The following is an 18036-nucleotide window of genomic DNA, read 5'->3' as shown; positions in this document are numbered from 1 at the left end:
CCATCATTCGGCAACTATCATGATTTCTTGAGCGGCATTACTACCAACTGATGACGCGAATTATAGAACTTCCGGTAGGTTAAATAGCAGGCAATGATGGTAGACAGGCTGGCTGTCGACAACAGCATAAACGTTACCATAATTTGATATTTAATCGCTTTTACCGGATCGATCCCGGCAAAAATCAGCCCGGACATCATCCCCGGCAGGCTCACCAGCCCAACGGTCTTTGCCGAGTCGATCGTCGGGATAAGCGATGCGCGGATACTATCGCGGATAAGCCCGGCGGAGGCCATTTTCGGCGTTGCGCCCAAACTTAACTTTTCCTGGATTTGCTGCTGCTCGCTATGAAAACGTAGCCCCAGTTGGTTGTAGCACAGCCCTACCGCTACCATCGCATTACCGGCGACCATGCCAGCGATGGGAATCACCTGCATCGGCGCAAATTCAATCGAACCGGTAAGCACCAGTACCGTCAGCGTTAGTCCGGCGCCGACGGTGATGGCGATAAACGAGGAGAGAAATGCCCTATCGATATATTTACTGCGCTTTTGCGCGTTCCATGCGGCGTTAAAACAGATGAACAGCACCATCAGTAGCGTCAGGGCGGCATGATTAACGCCAAAGATGTATTTCAGTACATAGCCGACAATAATGAGCTGTATCACCGCCCGGCATACGCTCCACAGAATATCTTTTTCCAGCGCCAGCTTTTCCTTGTGACTGATGAGCATCGCGACCACCACCAGCAGCATCGATAACGCCAGCGAGGTATTGGTAATATTATGCTCGTTCATAACGCGCCTCCTGCATCTCTCCGGCAGATGGCGTTAACGTTATCACCTTATCCGCGTGTTGAATTTCATCTTTATCATGCGTTACCCACAAGACAGCGACCTGCTTATCGCGAACATAGCGATGAATAATATCATTCACATTCCGTTTGTTATGTTCATCCAGCGCGCTGGTTATTTCGTCGAGTAACAGTATTTTCGGCAGAAACTGTAGATTACGAATTAGAGCAATACGCTGTTTTTCTCCGCCGGAAAGCGCGGTAATCGGTTTTTGCAGAATCGTCTCCGGCAGTTCAAAACGCGCCAGATCGTCTGCGAAGGCTGTCGGCTGCGGGCGCTGATGGCGAATTTGCCAGGGAAAAATCAGGTTATCGTAAACCGTATCGCCAAATAGCGCTGGCGTCTGAGCGCAATAAGAAACCTGCTGGCGATAGGCTTCCGGACTCAGAGTAGTAATATCCTGCCCCTCAAAAAGAATCACGCCGATATCAGGGCTTATTAACGAGGCCACCATTTTCAACAACGTACTTTTTCCGCAGCCAGAAGGACCGGTAATTAACTTAAATTCGCCGCGTTGCAGCGTAAAACTGATGTTATTCACTATTTTTGTCGTCGCAGTCCGGTAACCGACCTGCTTTAACTCAAGCAAAATGCTACGTTCTGTCATTTATTGCGCATCCATTGTTCATATTTTTATAGCGATAGTGTATCCCTGTAATTAATAAGGGGGGAACATGCTTTAGTGAATCAGGTATAATTCGCTTAATTCGTCAGCAAAATCGGTTTATGGACAACGCAACAGGAGGTTTAGCTATGCTCATTCTTATCCCTATTCTCATTTTCGTCGCGCTGGTGATCGTCGGCGCGGGCGTCAAAATCGTTCCGCAGGGGTACCAGTGGACGGTGGAGCGCTTTGGACGTTACACCAAAACCCTGCAGCCGGGATTAAGCCTTGTTGTACCGTTTATGGACAGAATTGGTCGCAAGATCAATATGATGGAGCAAGTGCTGGATATTCCGTCGCAGGAGGTGATCTCAAAAGATAACGCCAACGTCACTATCGATGCGGTCTGTTTTATTCAGGTTATCGATGCGCCGCGCGCCGCCTATGAAGTCAGTAACCTGGAACTGGCGATCATTAACCTGACCATGACCAATATCCGTACGGTGCTCGGTTCGATGGAGCTGGATGAAATGCTCTCCCAGCGCGACAGCATCAACACGCGGCTGCTGCATATTGTCGATGAAGCCACCAACCCGTGGGGAATTAAAGTTACCCGTATCGAAATTCGCGATGTCCGCCCGCCCGCGGAATTGATCTCCTCGATGAACGCCCAGATGAAAGCGGAACGTACCAAACGCGCCTATATCCTTGAGGCCGAAGGGGTACGTCAGGCGGAAATCCTGAAAGCCGAGGGGGAAAAACAGTCGCAGATTCTGAAAGCCGAAGGCGAACGTCAGTCCGCTTTCCTGCAGGCGGAAGCGCGCGAACGTTCCGCCGAAGCGGAAGCCCGCGCTACGCAGATGGTATCTGAAGCCATCGCCGCCGGGGATATTCAGGCGATAAACTACTTCGTGGCGCAGAAATACACCGAAGCGTTACAGCAAATCGGCTCGGCGAATAACAGCAAAGTGGTCATGATGCCGCTGGATGCCAGCAGTCTGATGGGCGCTATTGCCGGGATCAGCGAGCTGGTTAAGGACAGCGCCAGCGAACGGAAAAAAGCATGATAGCGATGATTCTGGTGCATCCGCATATCTTCTGGCTTAGCCTCGGCGGCCTGTTGTTGGCTGCGGAAATGCTCGGCGGTAACGGCTATTTGCTGTGGAGCGGCGTGGCGGCAGTGATTACCGGCTTAACCGTCTGGCTCTTACCGCTCGGCTGGGAATGGCAGGGCGTGCTGTTTGCGGCCTTAACGTTGCTGGCGGCCTGGCTTTGGTGGCGCTGGCTGGCGCGTCGCGTGCGGGAGCAGAAGCCGACCGACAGCCGCCTTAACCAACGCGGACAACAACTGGTAGGCCGCCGGTTTATGCTTGATGCCGCGTTAGTTAACGGACGGGGTCATATGCGTGTCGGCGACAGCTCGTGGCCGGTATGCGCTGACGAAGACCTGCGCGCAGGTACGCATGTCGAAGTGATCGCCGTGGAAGGCATCACCCTACGCATTCGCGCCGTTTAATCAACGTGGCTTTTGCGCCTTGTGATGACAGCAGCCGGAAAGATTATCAATAATCGGGCAGTCGGCGCTGTCATCGCCGGGACAACTCTCCGCCAGCGCCAGCAGTTGATCGCGCATTGATTGCAGCTCGCTGATATGGCGCTCGATCTCCGCGACCTTTTCCAGCGTCCGCTTTTTCACATCTGCGCTATGGCGTCGCGGATCGTTAAACAGATTGACCAGTTCGCCACACTCTTCCAGATTAAACCCCACCTGCCTCGCCTGTCGCAGCAACGTCAGCTCGTTTAAATGCTTCTGCGTGTAGGTGCGATAACCATTTTCGCTACGTAATGGCGGCGTCACCAGCCCTTTCTCTTCATAAAACCGAATGGCTTTGCTGGTTAAACCGGTTTTTTTCGCCACATCGCTAATATTCATATTTCCCCCTTGACCTTAACCTTGCTGGAAGGTTTAACCTTTATCACAGTGAGTCACTACGATTACTAAGGTCAATGAATTGATGACCAATCATAAAGGAGTTTTTACTATGTCTCAAACTATCGACCTGACCCTGGACGGTTTGTCCTGCGGTCATTGCGTTAAACGCGTGAAAGAAAGTCTTGAACAACGTCCGGATGTTGAGCTGGCGGACGTCACCGTAACCGAAGCGCACGTTACCGGTACCGCCAGTGCGGACGCGTTAATTGAAACCATCAAACAAGCCGGGTATGGCGCGACGTTAAGCCACCCAAAGGCTAAACCGCTGACGGAGTCATCAATCCCGTCGGAAGCACTGGCAGCGGTTCCTCATGAGCTTCCGGTAGCGACGGCCGATGAAGAAAGCCAACAGTTGCTGTTAAGCGGCATGAGCTGCGCCAGTTGTGTCACCCGCGTACAACATGCGCTACAAAGCGTACCGGGCGTCACGCAGGCACGGGTAAACCTGGCGGAACGCACTGCGCTGGTGATGGGCAGCGCGTCCGCCGCTGATTTAGTGCAGGCGGTGGAAAAAGCCGGCTACGGCGCAGAGGCGATTGAAGATGACATCAAACGCCGCGAGCGCCAGCAGGAAACCGCCATCGCCACCATGAAACGTTTTCGCTGGCAGGCCATCGTTGCCCTGGCGGTCGGTATACCGGTCATGGTCTGGGGGATGATCGGCGATAACATGATGGTGACCGGCGACAACCGCAGCCTGTGGCTGGCTATTGGCCTGATCACGCTTGCGGTGATGGTCTTTGCGGGCGGTCACTTTTACCGTAACGCGTGGAAAAGCCTGCTGAACGGCACGGCGACGATGGATACGCTGGTGGCGCTCGGCACCGGGGTCGCCTGGCTCTACTCCATGAGCGTCAACCTGTGGCCGCAGTGGTTCCCGATGGAAGCGCGGCACCTCTATTACGAAGCCAGCGCGATGATTATCGGTTTGATTAATCTCGGACACATGCTGGAAGCGCGCGCCCGTCAGCGTTCCTCAAAAGCGCTGGAAAAATTACTCGATCTCACCCCGCCCACCGCACGCGTCGTGACAGAAGACGGCGAAAAAAGCGTCCCGCTGGCGGACGTTCAGCCTGGGATGCTGCTGCGGCTCACTACCGGCGATCGCGTGCCAGTGGATGGCGAAATTACCCAGGGCGAAGCGTGGCTTGATGAAGCCATGCTGACCGGCGAACCCATTCCGCAGCAAAAAGGCGAAGGCGACAGCGTTCATGCCGGCACCGTCGTCCAGGACGGCAGCGTCCTGTTCCGCGCCAGCGCGGTGGGCAGTCATACCACGCTGTCACGCATTATTCGCATGGTACGCCAGGCGCAAAGCAGTAAACCGGAAATTGGCCAACTGGCCGATAAAATCTCCGCGGTATTCGTTCCCGTCGTCGTGGCCATTGCGCTGTTCAGCGCCGCTATCTGGTATTTCTTCGGACCGGCGCCGCAAATTGTTTATACGCTGGTCATCGCCACCACCGTACTGATTATCGCCTGCCCTTGCGCATTAGGCCTGGCGACGCCAATGTCGATTATTTCCGGCGTAGGCCGCGCTGCCGAATTCGGCGTGCTGGTACGCGACGCCGATGCCCTGCAACGCGCCAGTACGTTGGATACCCTCGTTTTTGATAAAACCGGGACGCTGACGGAAGGCAAGCCGCAAGTGGTGGCGGTAAAAACCTTTAACGGCGTTGAGGAAGCTCAGGCATTACGTCTGGCAGCCGCGCTCGAACAAGGCTCCAGCCACCCGCTGGCCCATGCGATTCTGGAAAAAGCCGGCGACGATAAACTGCCGCAGGTGAACGGTTTCAGAACGCTGCGCGGACTGGGCGTCAGCGGTGAAGCGGAAGGTCATCAACTGCTTCTGGGGAACCAGGCGTTGCTGAACGAACAGCACGTCGCCACGGATGATATGACGGCGGAAATCACCGCGCAGGCCTCGCAAGGCTCGACTCCGGTCCTGCTGGCGATTGACGGTAAAGCGGCGGCGTTACTGGCGGTACGCGATCCATTGCGCAGCGATAGTATTGCCGCGCTTGAACGCCTGCACAACGCCGGATACCGTCTGGTAATGCTCACCGGGGATAACCCAACGACGGCTAACGCGATTGCCAAAGAAGCGGGCATTGATGAAGTGATTGCGGGCGTTCTGCCGGATGGCAAAGCCGATGCGATTAAACGTCTGCAAAGCCAGGGTCGTCAGGTTGCGATGGTCGGCGATGGTATCAACGATGCGCCCGCGCTGGCGCAGGCGGACGTCGGTATCGCGATGGGCGGCGGCAGCGATGTGGCGATTGAAACCGCGGCGATTACGCTGATGCGCCATAGTCTGATGGGCGTGGCGGATGCGCTGGCCATTTCGCGCGCGACGTTGCGCAATATGAAACAAAACCTGCTTGGCGCATTTATCTACAACAGCATTGGTATCCCGGTGGCCGCCGGTATTCTGTGGCCGTTTACCGGTACCTTGTTAAACCCGGTAGTGGCGGGCGCGGCAATGGCGCTGTCTTCCATTACCGTCGTAAGCAATGCCAACCGGCTATTGCGCTTTAAACCGAAAGCGTAAAAACGCTATATCAGGCAGCATCAGCTGCCTGATATATTATTAAGCCATCAGTAATTTACCGTATCAATATATAAAAATTTAACCGCACATCCTATAGAAAAATAAAAATCAACATTTTATAATGTTTTTTTGAATCATAAGGATGTGTTATTTATGTTTAGAAAAGCAGTTACGCTTCTTTTCCTGCTTTCTCCCGCCGTCAGTTATGCAGGGTTATTTGATTCCACTCCAGAGTTAAAATGTGGCAACGATAATGCAGTCACGGCGGCAAAAGAATGGATTTACAATGAAGCATTAGGTCGTTTACAGCAAGACTATATTAAAGAGCCCTCCACGCTTTTCTTCGATATCCCCCAGACTCAATACGAGCAACAACTCCGGGCTATTCCTGTTCAATTCAGTGATGTAATCACGCAGAACCCTCAAGCAGAAAATGCCAACCTACGAACTTGCTCGGCTACCGTCGCCATGGGTATTCCTCAGCCATTATTTAAATTAATGAAAGACTTACCAAATACTCTATTCTATATTTCACAAGGGGATGGACAGGTAATAAACAATACGGTGACCTGGAAACAGGTTAACTACAATATTCAGCTAGCAGACAACAACAAAGATATTGTTGTCACCTCTGTGCAAAAAACCGATAAATTGGCGCGATCTATTTATGTAATGGCAAGAATGACGGTATCTGGTGATAGCATTATAAAGAAAAAAAATAACTCACTGATTGAAATCGCAGCAAAGAAATTTGAAAGTAGAGATCGCGAGCTTAATCAGGTCTGGAAATCGCTACCCGCCTCTGCCCGAACGGCATTAAAACAAGAGCAGCGAGTCTGGGTGACCCAAAAAGAGCAGCAGTGCGGCAAACTTAGCGATGCCAAATCCGAGGCCATACCCGCTGAAAAGCGCATCAGTATTTATAAATGCCAGCTTGAAATGACCATCGCCAGAACGGCCTATCTCGACGGCAGCGAATAACCCGACCGATCGTTGACGTCCCGTCAGGGCGCATTGCGCCCTTTTCTCCAACGCGCTAGCATGAGCTTTTTCAAAGGGAGCGCGTATGGAGTTATTAAATCAACTTAAACGTTTATGGCGCGCGCTGCGTGGTACCCCAAATAGTTGGCCTGCTATCGATCTCTCCCTGCCCGGCGGTCGTCATCTGCATCTGGTTGGCAGTATTCATATGGGGACGCGCGATATGGCTCCTCTTCCAGCAAAGCTGGTGAAAAAGCTACGCCAGGCCGACGCGCTGGTCGTTGAAGCGGATATTTCTGGTAACGAAACGCCATTCAGCAATCTCCCCAAATGCCCGCCGTTGGTCGAACGTCTCAGCGCCGGGCAGCTAAGCGCACTGGAAAAACGGGTCAGTGAGTTGGGTATGCCGCTGATCCATTTTGATAATCAACCTTTATGGCAGATAGCTATGGTGCTACAGGCCACGCAGGCGCAACGGCTGGGATTGCGCCCGGACTATGGCATTGATTATCAGCTATTACAGGCTGCCCGCGAAATGTCGCTGCCGGTGCAAGAGCTGGAAGGGGCGAAACACCAGCTCGAACTACTCTGCGATCTGCCCGATGGCGGGATGGCGCTGCTCGACGACACGCTGACGCACTGGCACACCAACGCACGGCTTTTGCAGGTGATGATCGGCTGGTGGCTTGAACAGCCGCCGACCAGCGTCGGCGCTTCGCTCCCCAGAACGTTTAGCCAACCGCTGTATGATGTACTGATGGTAAAACGCAATGAAGCCTGGCGCGACGCGCTGCTGGCACTGCCGCCGGGACGCTACGTGGTAGCCGTAGGGGCGCTACATCTGTACGGCGAAGGCAACCTACCGCAAATATTGAAATAAAAAAATGGCCAATATCGCTATTGGCCCGTCAAAGAGGAATTTCATCGTTATTATTATCCCGACGCTTTCGCTTCGGATCTTCAGATTGTCGCTCAAAGTTGCCGCAACTGCCAAGACCTAATGCACAAGATTATACTATTTTTTAGTCCGCTTTCGGGCGTATGCTGATGGCAAATCACGTCTGTAGTAAGAAGGAACGTTATGACACCCGCAGTTAAGTTACTCGAAAAAAACAAGATTCCGTTTAACATTCACACCTACGATCACGATCCGAATGAAACTAACTTTGGCGATGAAGTGGTGCGTAAGCTCGGGCTAAACGCCGATCAGGTGTATAAAACGCTTTTGGTTGCCGTGAATGGCGATATGAAGCAACTGGCCGTCGCCGTAACGCCTGTAGCCGGGCAGCTGGATTTGAAAAAAGTCGCCAAAGCTCTGGGCGCGAAAAAGGTCGATATGGCCGACCCGATGGTGGCGCAACGCACCACGGGATATCTGGTCGGCGGGATCAGTCCGCTGGGACAGAAGAAACGGCTGCCCACGCTGATTGACGCGCCTGCCCGCACGTTTGCCACTATTTATGTTTCCGGTGGTAAACGCGGGCTGGATATTGAGCTGGCGGCTGACGATTTGGCCGCCATACTGGGTGCTAAATTCGCTGATATCGCGCGTCGGGATTAAGCCTGCGTAAAATACATTGCCGGATAGCGGCGCAAACGCCTTATCCGGCCTACAGCATATATAATCCGTAGGCCTTAAGGCTGCGCGCCATCAGGCAGAAATGGCTATCCGTACCGCTACAGCCAGCTCACCTCACCCTTTGGCGTAAACGCCGCCGCATCCAGCGGTGAATTTTGCTGAATAAACTCTTTCAGCACTTCCGCGTCAATAAACCCGGTATTCACGTAGCCCGGTTTGTTATCAATGCGCGGATAACCATCGCCGCCCGTGGCGTTGAAACTCAGCGTCGCCATGCGGTAGGTTTTGGCCGGATCAACAGGCTCGCCTTTGATTTTCAGATCGGTGAGCTTGCCCTCTTTGGCGACAAAGCTCACATTGGCGAACTGTGGATAGGCGCCGGAGTCCGGTTTCATCTGCGCTACGGCGGTGAGATAATCAACCACCTCTTTGCCGCTCATATCGGCATACACCACAATGTTGCCGAACGGCTGTACCTTGAGCACGCTTTTATAGGTAATATCTCCCGCCTCAATCGAGTCGCGAATACCGCCGCCGCTCATCACGCCAAAATCGGCGCCGGTGCGCGCGATCTGCGCAGCCAGAATCACCCGTCCCATATTGGTCTGGACAAATCTGACCTTACTGCGATCGCCTTCAAGAAGGCCATTCACGCTACCAATTTTCACCTCCAGTTGCGCTTTACCTTTATTCTGGAACGGCGTTAATAACGAGAGCATTTGCGGATTTTCGGCGATTTCCGGCGTGTAAAGTACACGCTCGCTTTTCCCGTTATCCCAGGTCACTTTTTTCTTGAGATTTACCGGAATAAGCTGGTAGTTAACCATTTTCATCTCGCCGTTACGGAATTCGAAATCCGCGCGGCCCACATATTTACCCCACTCATGCGCCTGCACGATCCAGATACCATTTTGCTTATCCGGCGCGCAGGGCGTTCCCGGTACGTAATTCACCTGTTTTTTATTTTCCGACGCCATGCATACCGGGTCTTGTGAGTGACCGCCCACAATCATCGCCAACGAACCGGCAGGCAGGCTACGCGCCATCTCAACGTCGCCCGGCGCGTTCGAACCGTGATCGCCGTTGTCATAATGTCCCATATGCGTGGTCGCGATAATCACGTCCGGTTTTTCATTCATATTAAGTTCCTGAATCACCACCTTTGCTTCTTCAGCAGGTTTACGAAACTCAATATCGGTGAAATATTCCGGGTTGCCTATTTTCGCCGTGTCATCGGTGGTTAAGCCGATTACTGCGATTTTTATATCCTGGCGTGTAAAAATAGCCCACGGCTTAAACAGACGCTCGCCGGTACTTTTTTGATAAATATTGGCGGAAAGAAAGGGAAACTTCGCCCACTTTTCCTGCTGGCGCAATACGGTGAGCGGGTTATCAAATTCATGATTACCGACGGCCATAGCGTCGTAGCCAATCAGATTCATCCCGCGGAAATCGGGCTCCGCATCCTGGAGATCGGATTCCGGCACTCCGGTATTAATGTCGCCGCCGGATAACAACAGGACGCTTCCCCCCTCTTGCGCCACCTCTTTACGGATACTGTCCACCAGCGTTTTTTGCGCTGCCAGACCATATTCGCCATATTCGCTGCGCCAGAAGTGACCGTGGTGATCGTTGGTATGCAGGATAGTAATTTTATAGGTTTTATCTTTTTCGTAAGCCTGTGCAGGCTGAGTCGTCAGCGCGAACACCGCCAGTAACGCCAGCGCCACACCCCGTTTCAAAAATTTCATCTTTCTCTCCCTGACTCAATATCAACCGCAGAAATTACCTTTCCTTGCAATAATAGACAAATATGTTTTCAGAATTGAGACTTCCTTCAAACACATTTCACAGGTATGTTAGGCAAGTAATAATTACACATCCTACTATCTCCAACATCGCATAAAATTTAAGTGACTTTCTATGGCCATGAGTGAACCAACCCAGCCGTTAGCCGGCGCGCCCGCAGCGGCCGCTAAAGCACGTACTTCGTTTGGTATTTTGGGCGCGATCAGTCTTTCCCATCTGCTGAACGATATGATCCAATCGCTAATCTTAGCCATTTATCCCCTGTTGCAGGCGGAGTTCTCGCTGACCTTCGTCCAGATAGGTTTGATCACCCTGACGTTCCAGCTCGCCTCATCGCTACTGCAACCGGTCGTCGGCTACTGGACGGATAAATATCCCATGCCGTGGTCGCTGCCTGTCGGCATGTGTTTTACCCTGAGCGGGCTGGTACTGCTGGCAATGGCGGGAAGTTTTGGCGGCGTATTGCTCGCTGCGGCGCTGGTGGGTACCGGCTCGTCCGTTTTTCACCCGGAATCATCCCGCGTGGCGCGCATGGCCTCCGGCGGACGTCATGGTCTGGCGCAGTCTATCTTCCAGGTCGGCGGTAACTTCGGCAGTTCATTGGGTCCGCTGCTGGCTGCCGTGATTATCGCGCCCTATGGCAAAGGGAATGTCGCCTGGTTTGTGCTGGCCGCGCTGCTGGCGATCGTGGTGCTGGCGCAGATCAGCCGCTGGTATGCCGCCCAGCACCGGATAGCGAAAGGCAAGCCAAAAGCGATAATCGCTAACCCGCTGCCGCGCAATAAAGTCGTGCTGGCGGTCAGCGTGTTATTGCTACTCATTTTCTCGAAATATTTCTATATGGCGAGCATCAGTAGCTACTACACCTTTTATCTGATGCAAAAATTCGGATTATCAATACAAAACGCGCAGCTCCATCTGTTTGCCTTCCTGTTTGCGGTGGCTGCCGGGACGGTAATCGGCGGGCCGGTGGGCGATAAAATCGGCAGAAAATATGTGATTTGGGGCTCTATTCTCGGCGTCGCGCCGTTTACCCTTGTTTTACCCTACGCCACGCTGTACTGGACGGGGATTTTAACGGTGATTATCGGCTTTATTCTCGCGTCGGCGTTTTCCGCCATTCTGGTGTATGCCCAGGAGCTGCTGCCAGGACGCATCGGTATGGTTTCCGGCCTGTTTTTCGGGTTTGCCTTCGGGATGGGAGGCCTGGGCGCAGCGGTGCTGGGGCTGATTGCCGACCATACCAGTATCTATTTAGTTTATAAAATCTGTGCTTTCCTGCCGCTTCTGGGGATACTGACCATATTCTTACCTGATAATCGACATAAAGCGTGATTTTATGGCGGTTAAAGGTACGCTTTAACCGCCTGTACATCCCGATGCCATCATGCTTTGCCCATGCCATACTTATCACTTTTCCGTTCCGTGCTCTTTTTACCGTCAGATTGTATCTTTTTATAAAACACAACCATTTTTTATAAACATCCTGATTGAAATTGTCATAAACTATTACCCGGAGTTTTGGAGTCCAGCAACCAAAGGAGACGGAATGCATCACGCTACCCCGCTTATCACCACCATTGTCGGCGGCCTTGTGCTCGCTTTTATTCTCGGCATGATTGCCAACAAATTGCGTATTTCTCCACTGGTGGGATATCTGTTAGCGGGCGTTCTGGCGGGACCTTTTACCCCGGGTTTTGTTGCGGATACCAAACTGGCGCCGGAGCTGGCGGAGCTCGGCGTGATTCTATTGATGTTCGGCGTCGGGCTGCATTTTTCGCTGAAGGATTTGATGGCGGTAAAGTCTATCGCCATTCCCGGCGCTGTCGCTCAGATAGCGGTGGCGACGCTGCTGGGTATGGCGCTTTCCGCCGTGCTGGGATGGTCATTAATGACCGGCATCGTTTTTGGGCTTTGTCTGTCTACCGCCAGTACCGTCGTCCTGCTGCGCGCGCTTGAGGAGCGACAACTCCTTGATAGCCAGCGCGGACAAATCGCCATCGGCTGGCTGATTGTCGAAGATCTGGTGATGGTGCTGACGCTGGTCTTGCTGCCCGCCGTTGCCGGCATGGTGGAAAAAGGCGATGTCGGCATAGCCTCGCTGACGGTCGATATGGGGATAACCATTGGTAAAGTGGTGGCGTTTATCGCCATCATGATGCTGGTCGGACGCCGCCTGGTGCCGTGGATTATGGCCCGCAGCGCCGCCACCGGCTCGCGCGAATTATTTACCCTTTCCGTACTGGCGCTGGCGTTAGGCATTGCGTTTGGCGCGGTAGAACTGTTTGACGTCTCTTTTGCGCTGGGCGCGTTCTTCGCTGGAATGGTGCTTAATGAGTCGGAACTGAGTCACCGGGCGGCGCACGATACGTTGCCGCTGCGCGACGCCTTTGCCGTCCTGTTTTTTGTTTCCGTCGGCATGTTGTTCGATCCGTTAGTCTTGATCCAACAGCCGCTGGCGGTGTTGGCGACGCTTGCCATTATCGTCTTTGGTAAATCGATCGCTGCGTTTTTCCTGGTGCGTATGTTCGGCCACTCGCCGCGAACCGCGCTGACCATTGCCGCCAGCCTGGCGCAAATCGGCGAGTTCGCCTTTATTCTCGCCGGACTCGGCATGGCGCTCAATCTGCTGCCGCAAGCGGGACAGAACCTGGTGCTGGCAGGCGCTATTTTGTCGATTATGCTTAATCCCGTACTGTTTACCCTGCTGGAGAAGTATCTGGCGAAAACCGAAACGCTGGAAGAGCAAACTCTGGAAGAGGCTATCGAAGAAGAGAAGCAAATTCCGGTGGATATCTGTAATCATGCCCTGCTGGTGGGTTTTGGCCGCGTAGGCAGTCTGCTGGGAGAAAAATTACTGGCGGCGGGGATTCCGCTGGTGGTTATCGAAACGTCCCGTACCCGCGTGGATGAGCTGCGCGAACGCGGGATTCGCGCCGTGCTGGGCAACGCCGCTAACGAAGAAATCATGAATCTGGCGCATCTGGACTGCGCCCGCTGGCTGTTGTTGACCATCCCCAACGGTTACGAAGCCGGCGAGATTGTCGCCTCAGCGCGGGAAAAAAGTCCTGATATCGAGATAATCGCCCGCGCGCACTATGATGATGAAGTGAAATATATTACCGAGCGGGGAGCCAATCAGGTAGTGATGGGCGAGCGAGAAATTGCCCGGGCGATGTTGGAACTGCTTGAAACGCCGCCCGCGGGTGAGGTCGTCGCCAGTTAAGGGTTTGCCGGACGGCCCGATGCGCGCAGCGCCATCGGGCAAGACAGATTAGCGATCCCAGTACGACTCTTCCAGGCTGTCCTCACGCTCCGGCAGCCCGCGTGTCAGACGCGGAGAATGCTGGTTCAGTACCTGATAACTGACACGGTTAGCATATTTACACACCTGCGCCAGCGACGAATAGGTCAGCCAGGTGAATTTGTGCTTACTGGAGTTCGGTACGTTGCTACGATGGTAACTGTTCGCCGTAATATCGTGCAGCAGCGCCGCCAGCGCGCCATCGCCCGCGCCGTTGGTGTTCATGATTTTTTCCGGCCCGCCCATATACGGCGCAATATGCGAATAAACGCGCAGCGGATTAATACAATCTTTATGGCGCATTGCCCGGCTAAATTCATACTGGTTAAATTCAGCAATAGCCCCTGGCAGCAGCGGATGCTGGGTTTTACGTTTTGCTTCCTCTTCGGTGAAGCCCGCCATATATAACCCTATCGGCCCGGCGGTGCATAACACCAGGTCGACCCAGTCCAGCGCCTTATCCGCCGCCAGCAGCGGGTCGTTTTCGCCGGTCAGCGCTTCCGCTTCTTCTTCATTCATTGCCAGAATCGAGACATTCTCTTTGAGAAACGCCTGCCACCACTGCGGATTATCGGCGATCACAAATTTGGTGCCCAGCGTCATGACAACCGGCACGTTATGCTTTTTCGCGTATTCGATCGCTTTCATCGTCGCGTCAGGCATCGGTTCGCCAGGCTTACAGCGCACCAGATATGAGGTCAACACCAGCGCGGAAGCGCCAGCGATCACCGCTTCCGGAATACTTTCCGCCCGTAGCTGATTCATATGGCCGGGGCTGATAGCGAAGGTACGCTCGCCGGATTCGCCAATCAGCGTGAAACAGCGGCCAATCGGGCCATCTACCGCTTGCAGATAATTCAGGTCGGTACGGCTGGAAGTATTACACAGGTAGCGATAAGCGTAGCTGCCAATCTCAATGTTGCTGCACATCACGCCCAGTAACACCGAACGGTCATCCGCCAGTACCGAGTAATTGTGCATCGTATTGCCTATGGTGCCGCCAGCAAACTGATGGGTGATCAGATTTTCCCGCGTCAGTTCCTGATACAGCTTCTCCGCCACCTCGTCTTCTATCACCAGAGAATGCCCGGCGCTTAATCCATAGCGTGTAATAAAATCGTCATCCACTTTCGCCTCAATATCCACCAACGTCTGGTCGATACCGACGACCCAGGAGGCGTTGGTTTCCTGTTCTGGCTGAATTTGTTGCAACAACGGGTCACGCGCATTGACGGGAAAATAGTGTTTGGATTTACGTTTACCGGGAAATTTCATGATTGTGCTTACGGATGAATAACGGAGCGCTGCATGGTAGCACATTCCCCCTGCTGCGCGCGACGGACGATGGCGTTTCAATATCGGACGACGAGATCGCAGTTTCTCCAGCCGCGTTTTTTACAATGGTTCACTTTCACAAGGAGCGTTTTATGAAGCCGGAAAATAAAATTCCCGTACTCACCCGACTATCTGACGAAATGACAGCCGTCGTAAACTTCCAGCAACCAGGCCTTCCCCCCTGGCCTGCCGATGGCGATATTGAGACCCAGCGTCAGTATTATCTTCTTGAGCGCCGTTTCTGGAATGCCGACGCGCCGTCCATGACCACCCGCACCTGCGCCGTCCCTACGCCTTATGGCGATGTAACAACCCGGCTCTACTCGCCGCAGCCGACCAGTCAGGCCACCTTATACTATCTGCACGGCGGCGGATTTATCCTCGGTAATCTGGATACGCATGACCGGATAATGCGTCTGCTGGCGCGTTATACCGGCTGCACCGTGATCGGTATTGATTATTCGCTGTCGCCGCAAGCGCGTTATCCGCAGGCCATTGAAGAAACCGTCGCGGTATGCAGCTACTTCTCTCAACATGCCGATGAATACTCGCTCAACGTGGAGAAAATCGGTTTCGCCGGGGATTCCGCAGGCGCCATGCTGGCGCTTGCCAGCGCGCTCTGGCTACGTGATAAGCACATTCGCTGCGGTAACGTTATCGCGATTCTGTTGTGGTATGGGCTGTATGGGTTGCAGGACTCGGTAAGCCGCCGTCTGTTCGGCGGCGCGTGGGACGGCCTGACGCGTGAAGATCTGGACATGTACGAAAAGGCCTATCTGCGTAACGATGAAGATCGGGAATCGCCCTGGTATTGTCTGTTTAATAACGATCTCACGCGCGATGTGCCGCCCTGCTTTATTGCCAGCGCGGAGTTTGATCCGCTCATTGATGACAGCCGCTTGCTGCACCAGACATTACAGGCGCACCAGCAGCCCTGCGAATACAAAATGTATCCCGGCACGCTGCACGCCTTTCTGCACTATTCGCGAATGATGACAATCGCCGACGATGCCTTGCAGGACGGCGCGCGATTCTTTATGGCGAGGATGAAGACGCCGCGTTAACGGTACGGCGCCGTGAGTTTCAGCATCATATCAATATGTTCCGGCGTCGCGTTCAGCGCCGGAATGTACGCATATTTTTTACCGCCCGCTTCAAGGAAAATCTCGCGGTTCTGTTCCGCTATCTCTTCCAGCGTCTCCAGACAATCCGCGGCAAATCCCGGACACATAACCTGAATATGGCCAGTCCCCTTTTCACCCAACATTTTTAGCGTTTCATCGGTGTACGGCGTCAGCCACGGTTCACGGCCAAAGCGCGACTGGAACGTCATCATTACCTTTTCCGGCGGCAGTCCCAATGCGGAAACCAGTTCGCGCGTGGTATCGCGGCAGCGCTGCGGATAGTCATCGCCTTCATCCGCATAACGTTGTGGAATGCCGTGATAGGAGAGCAGAAGCACATCGGGCTCGCCGTGCCTGGCGAACGACTCACGCGCGCTTTTCGCCAGCGCATCGATATAAGCGCCGTCATCCGCGTAATCGCGAATAAATGAGATACCGGGAATACGACGTTTACGCGCCAGTATCCGCCCCAGTTCATCCCAGACTGCGCCCACCGTTGAGCAAGAGTATTGCGGGTACAACGGCAGCACGACGATATGGTCGACGTCGCTTGCTAACAGTTCATCGACAGCGCTTTCCAGCGAGGGCGAGCCGTAGCTCATCCCCAGCGCGACGGGCGTGTCTGGCAACCGCGCGGCCAGCGCCTGTTGCTGTTCGCGGCTATATACCATGAGCGGCGAACCGCCATCCATCCAGATAGATTGATAGAGTTTCGCGACGCGCGGCGAACGCAGCGGTAAAATAACGCCACGCAGCAGCGGCCACCACAGCAGACGAGGAGTATCCACCACGCGTCTGTCGCTTAAAAATTGTTTCAGGTAACGCTTTACCGCTTCAGGAGTTGGGGCATCTGGCGTGCCAAGGTTAGCCAGCAGGATACCGGTTTTCGTCTGACGCATTGCCGCCTCTTATCTATTCAAATTGTTGATAATTGTAGCGGAAAAGCGATAAAGAAGAACTAATTGCTGCGAGAGGTAAGACGAGAATTTGCCGAATGGCGCTAACGATACCAGCAGGCCGGATAAGGCGTTCAGGCCGCCATCCGGCACCGATTGCCTGATGGCGCTACGCTTATCAGGCTTGCGGGATAATGGCAGGCCTGATAAGCGGTTCACTACGCGAAAAAAATTAACCGAGGATTTTTTCCAGCGCTGCGCGCACGTCGGCAACGGCCTGCGTACCGTCAACTTTAGCGTATTTGGTGTTGCCCGCTTCCGCTTCTTTCTGGTAGTAGCCAATCAGCGGCGCGGTCATCTGATGATATTCCACCAGACGTTTGCGAACGGTCTCTTCCTGATCGTCTTTACGGGTCGTCAGATCTTCGCCGGTGACGTCATCTTTGCCTTCCACTTTCGGCGGATTAAACTTAACGTGGTAAACGCGGCCAGAGGCGGCGTGTACGCGACGACCCACAATACGGTCAACGATCAGTTCGTCCGGTACGTCGAATTCCAGCACGTAATCCACCACAATACCCGCTTCTTTCATTGCGTCAGCCTGCGGGATCGTGCGCGGGAAACCGTCCAGCAGAAAACCGTTACGGCAGTCTTCCTGGGCGATACGCTCTTTAACCAGCGCAATCACCAGTTCATCGGTCACCAGTTTACCGGCGTCCATGATATCTTTCGCCTGTTTGCCCAACTCGGAGCCTGATTTCACTGCGGCGCGCAGCATATCGCCAGTGGAGATTTGCGGAATACCATATTTCTCCATGATGAACTGAGCCTGAGTTCCTTTACCCGCGCCCGGAGCGCCAAGCAGAATAATACGCATTACGAAAATCCCCTCAAAGGTTGTCGATATTTTTTAAAAAGCGCTAAACGATACCACCATCACGCATTTCGCTCAAGGAAGCCGCCTGATGCTGAAACGGTTAACGAAGAGAAATCCAGAAAAGAGAAG

16 protein-coding genes are annotated in these 18036 nt (G+C 53.6%); 9 read left to right on the top strand and 7 right to left on the bottom strand.

The window, feature by feature from the left end; translation table 11 throughout:
- Positions 1-17 precede the first annotated feature (17 nt).
- Positions 18-797 carry an iron efflux ABC transporter permease subunit FetB gene (gene fetB, locus NBA72_RS06665; RefSeq protein WP_042948112.1) on the bottom strand — a complete coding sequence of 260 codons (780 nt, stop codon included), beginning with the start codon at positions 795-797 and terminating at the stop codon, positions 18-20.
- Positions 784-1461, bottom strand: a complete 678-nt coding sequence (gene fetA / locus NBA72_RS06660) for an iron efflux ABC transporter ATP-binding subunit FetA (protein WP_042948113.1) — start codon at positions 1459-1461, stop codon at positions 784-786. The genes fetB and fetA overlap by 14 nt, the downstream gene beginning before the upstream one ends.
- 146 nt (positions 1462-1607) lie before the next feature.
- On the opposite strand from fetA, the gene NBA72_RS06655 reads away from it, so the two are divergent.
- Both NBA72_RS06655 and NBA72_RS06650 read left to right on the top strand, forming a co-directional pair.
- Positions 1608-2525: an SPFH domain-containing protein gene (locus NBA72_RS06655; protein WP_000906146.1), complete on the top strand. Its 918-nt coding sequence runs from the start codon at positions 1608-1610 to the stop codon at positions 2523-2525.
- Positions 2522-2974 carry an NfeD family protein gene (locus tag NBA72_RS06650; protein ID WP_000561177.1) on the top strand — a complete coding sequence of 151 codons (453 nt, stop codon included), beginning with the start codon at positions 2522-2524 and terminating at the stop codon, positions 2972-2974. Before NBA72_RS06655 ends, NBA72_RS06650 begins: the two co-directional genes overlap by 4 nt.
- Here NBA72_RS06650 and cueR read toward each other — a convergent pair whose 3' ends face one another.
- Positions 2975-3391, bottom strand: a complete 417-nt coding sequence (gene cueR / locus NBA72_RS06645) for a Cu(I)-responsive transcriptional regulator (RefSeq protein WP_001026760.1) — start codon at positions 3389-3391, stop codon at positions 2975-2977.
- 109 nt (positions 3392-3500) lie between these two features.
- Here cueR and copA point away from each other — a divergent pair, with 109 nt between their 5' ends.
- The 4 genes from copA to ybaK all read left to right on the top strand — a co-directional run bounded on the left by copA (position 3501) and on the right by ybaK (position 8544).
- Positions 3501-6002 (top strand): copper-exporting P-type ATPase CopA, encoded by a 2502-nt coding sequence (gene copA / locus NBA72_RS06640; protein WP_000083913.1) that lies wholly within the window; start codon positions 3501-3503, stop codon positions 6000-6002.
- Positions 6003-6155: 153 nt separating this feature from the next.
- Entirely contained in the window at positions 6156-6983 is an 828-nt protein-coding gene (locus NBA72_RS06635) for a lysozyme inhibitor LprI family protein (RefSeq protein ID WP_042948116.1), read from the top strand.
- Positions 6984-7068: 85 nt separating this feature from the next.
- The gene (locus NBA72_RS06630) at positions 7069-7863 is read left to right on the top strand and encodes a TraB/GumN family protein (protein ID WP_000421861.1); all 795 of its coding nucleotides are present in this window, start codon (positions 7069-7071) and stop codon (positions 7861-7863) included.
- A 201-nt stretch (positions 7864-8064) separates the two neighbouring features.
- Complete coding sequence (gene ybaK, locus NBA72_RS06625) at positions 8065-8544, top strand: Cys-tRNA(Pro)/Cys-tRNA(Cys) deacylase YbaK (RefSeq protein WP_000186618.1); 480 nt, start codon at positions 8065-8067, stop codon at positions 8542-8544.
- Between the two features lie 116 nt (positions 8545-8660).
- Here ybaK and ushA read toward each other — a convergent pair whose 3' ends face one another.
- The gene (gene ushA, locus NBA72_RS06620; protein WP_042948118.1) at positions 8661-10313 is read right to left on the bottom strand and encodes a bifunctional UDP-sugar hydrolase/5'-nucleotidase UshA; all 1653 of its coding nucleotides are present in this window, start codon (positions 10311-10313) and stop codon (positions 8661-8663) included.
- 172 nt (positions 10314-10485) lie between these two features.
- Between ushA and NBA72_RS06615 the strand changes: the two genes are divergently transcribed.
- Both NBA72_RS06615 and ybaL read left to right on the top strand, forming a co-directional pair.
- Positions 10486-11706, top strand: a complete 1221-nt coding sequence (locus tag NBA72_RS06615; RefSeq protein ID WP_001251593.1) for an MFS transporter — start codon at positions 10486-10488, stop codon at positions 11704-11706.
- A 214-nt stretch (positions 11707-11920) separates the two neighbouring features.
- Positions 11921-13597 (top strand): YbaL family putative K(+) efflux transporter, encoded by a 1677-nt coding sequence (gene ybaL / locus NBA72_RS06610; RefSeq protein WP_000546209.1) that lies wholly within the window; start codon positions 11921-11923, stop codon positions 13595-13597.
- A gap of 48 nt (positions 13598-13645) precedes the next feature.
- Here ybaL and gsk read toward each other — a convergent pair whose 3' ends face one another.
- Positions 13646-14950 (bottom strand): inosine/guanosine kinase, encoded by a 1305-nt coding sequence (gene gsk, locus NBA72_RS06605; protein WP_000671592.1) that lies wholly within the window; start codon positions 14948-14950, stop codon positions 13646-13648.
- Between the two features lie 152 nt (positions 14951-15102).
- Between gsk and aes the strand changes: the two genes are divergently transcribed.
- On the top strand, positions 15103-16074 hold the full coding sequence (aes, locus tag NBA72_RS06600; RefSeq protein ID WP_000801786.1) for an acetyl esterase: 972 nt from the start codon (positions 15103-15105) through the stop codon (positions 16072-16074).
- On the opposite strand, the gene hemH is transcribed toward aes, so the two are convergent.
- Together hemH and adk are read right to left on the bottom strand one after the other, a co-directional pair.
- A complete protein-coding gene (gene hemH, locus NBA72_RS06595; protein ID WP_001250078.1) occupies positions 16071-17033 on the bottom strand; it encodes a ferrochelatase in 963 nt (320 codons plus the stop codon). The two genes, aes and hemH, sit on opposite strands and share 4 nt — an antisense overlap.
- 229 nt (positions 17034-17262) lie before the next feature.
- The gene (adk, locus tag NBA72_RS06590; RefSeq protein WP_001220237.1) at positions 17263-17907 is read right to left on the bottom strand and encodes an adenylate kinase; all 645 of its coding nucleotides are present in this window, start codon (positions 17905-17907) and stop codon (positions 17263-17265) included.
- Between the last annotated feature and the right edge of the window lie 129 nt (positions 17908-18036).

It is taken from the genome of Salmonella sp. NW1250, assembly GCF_051812965.1.
GTDB classification, from domain to species: Bacteria; Pseudomonadota; Gammaproteobacteria; order Enterobacterales; family Enterobacteriaceae; genus Salmonella; species Salmonella enterica.
This window is presented reverse-complemented; position numbering and strand designations above follow the sequence as displayed.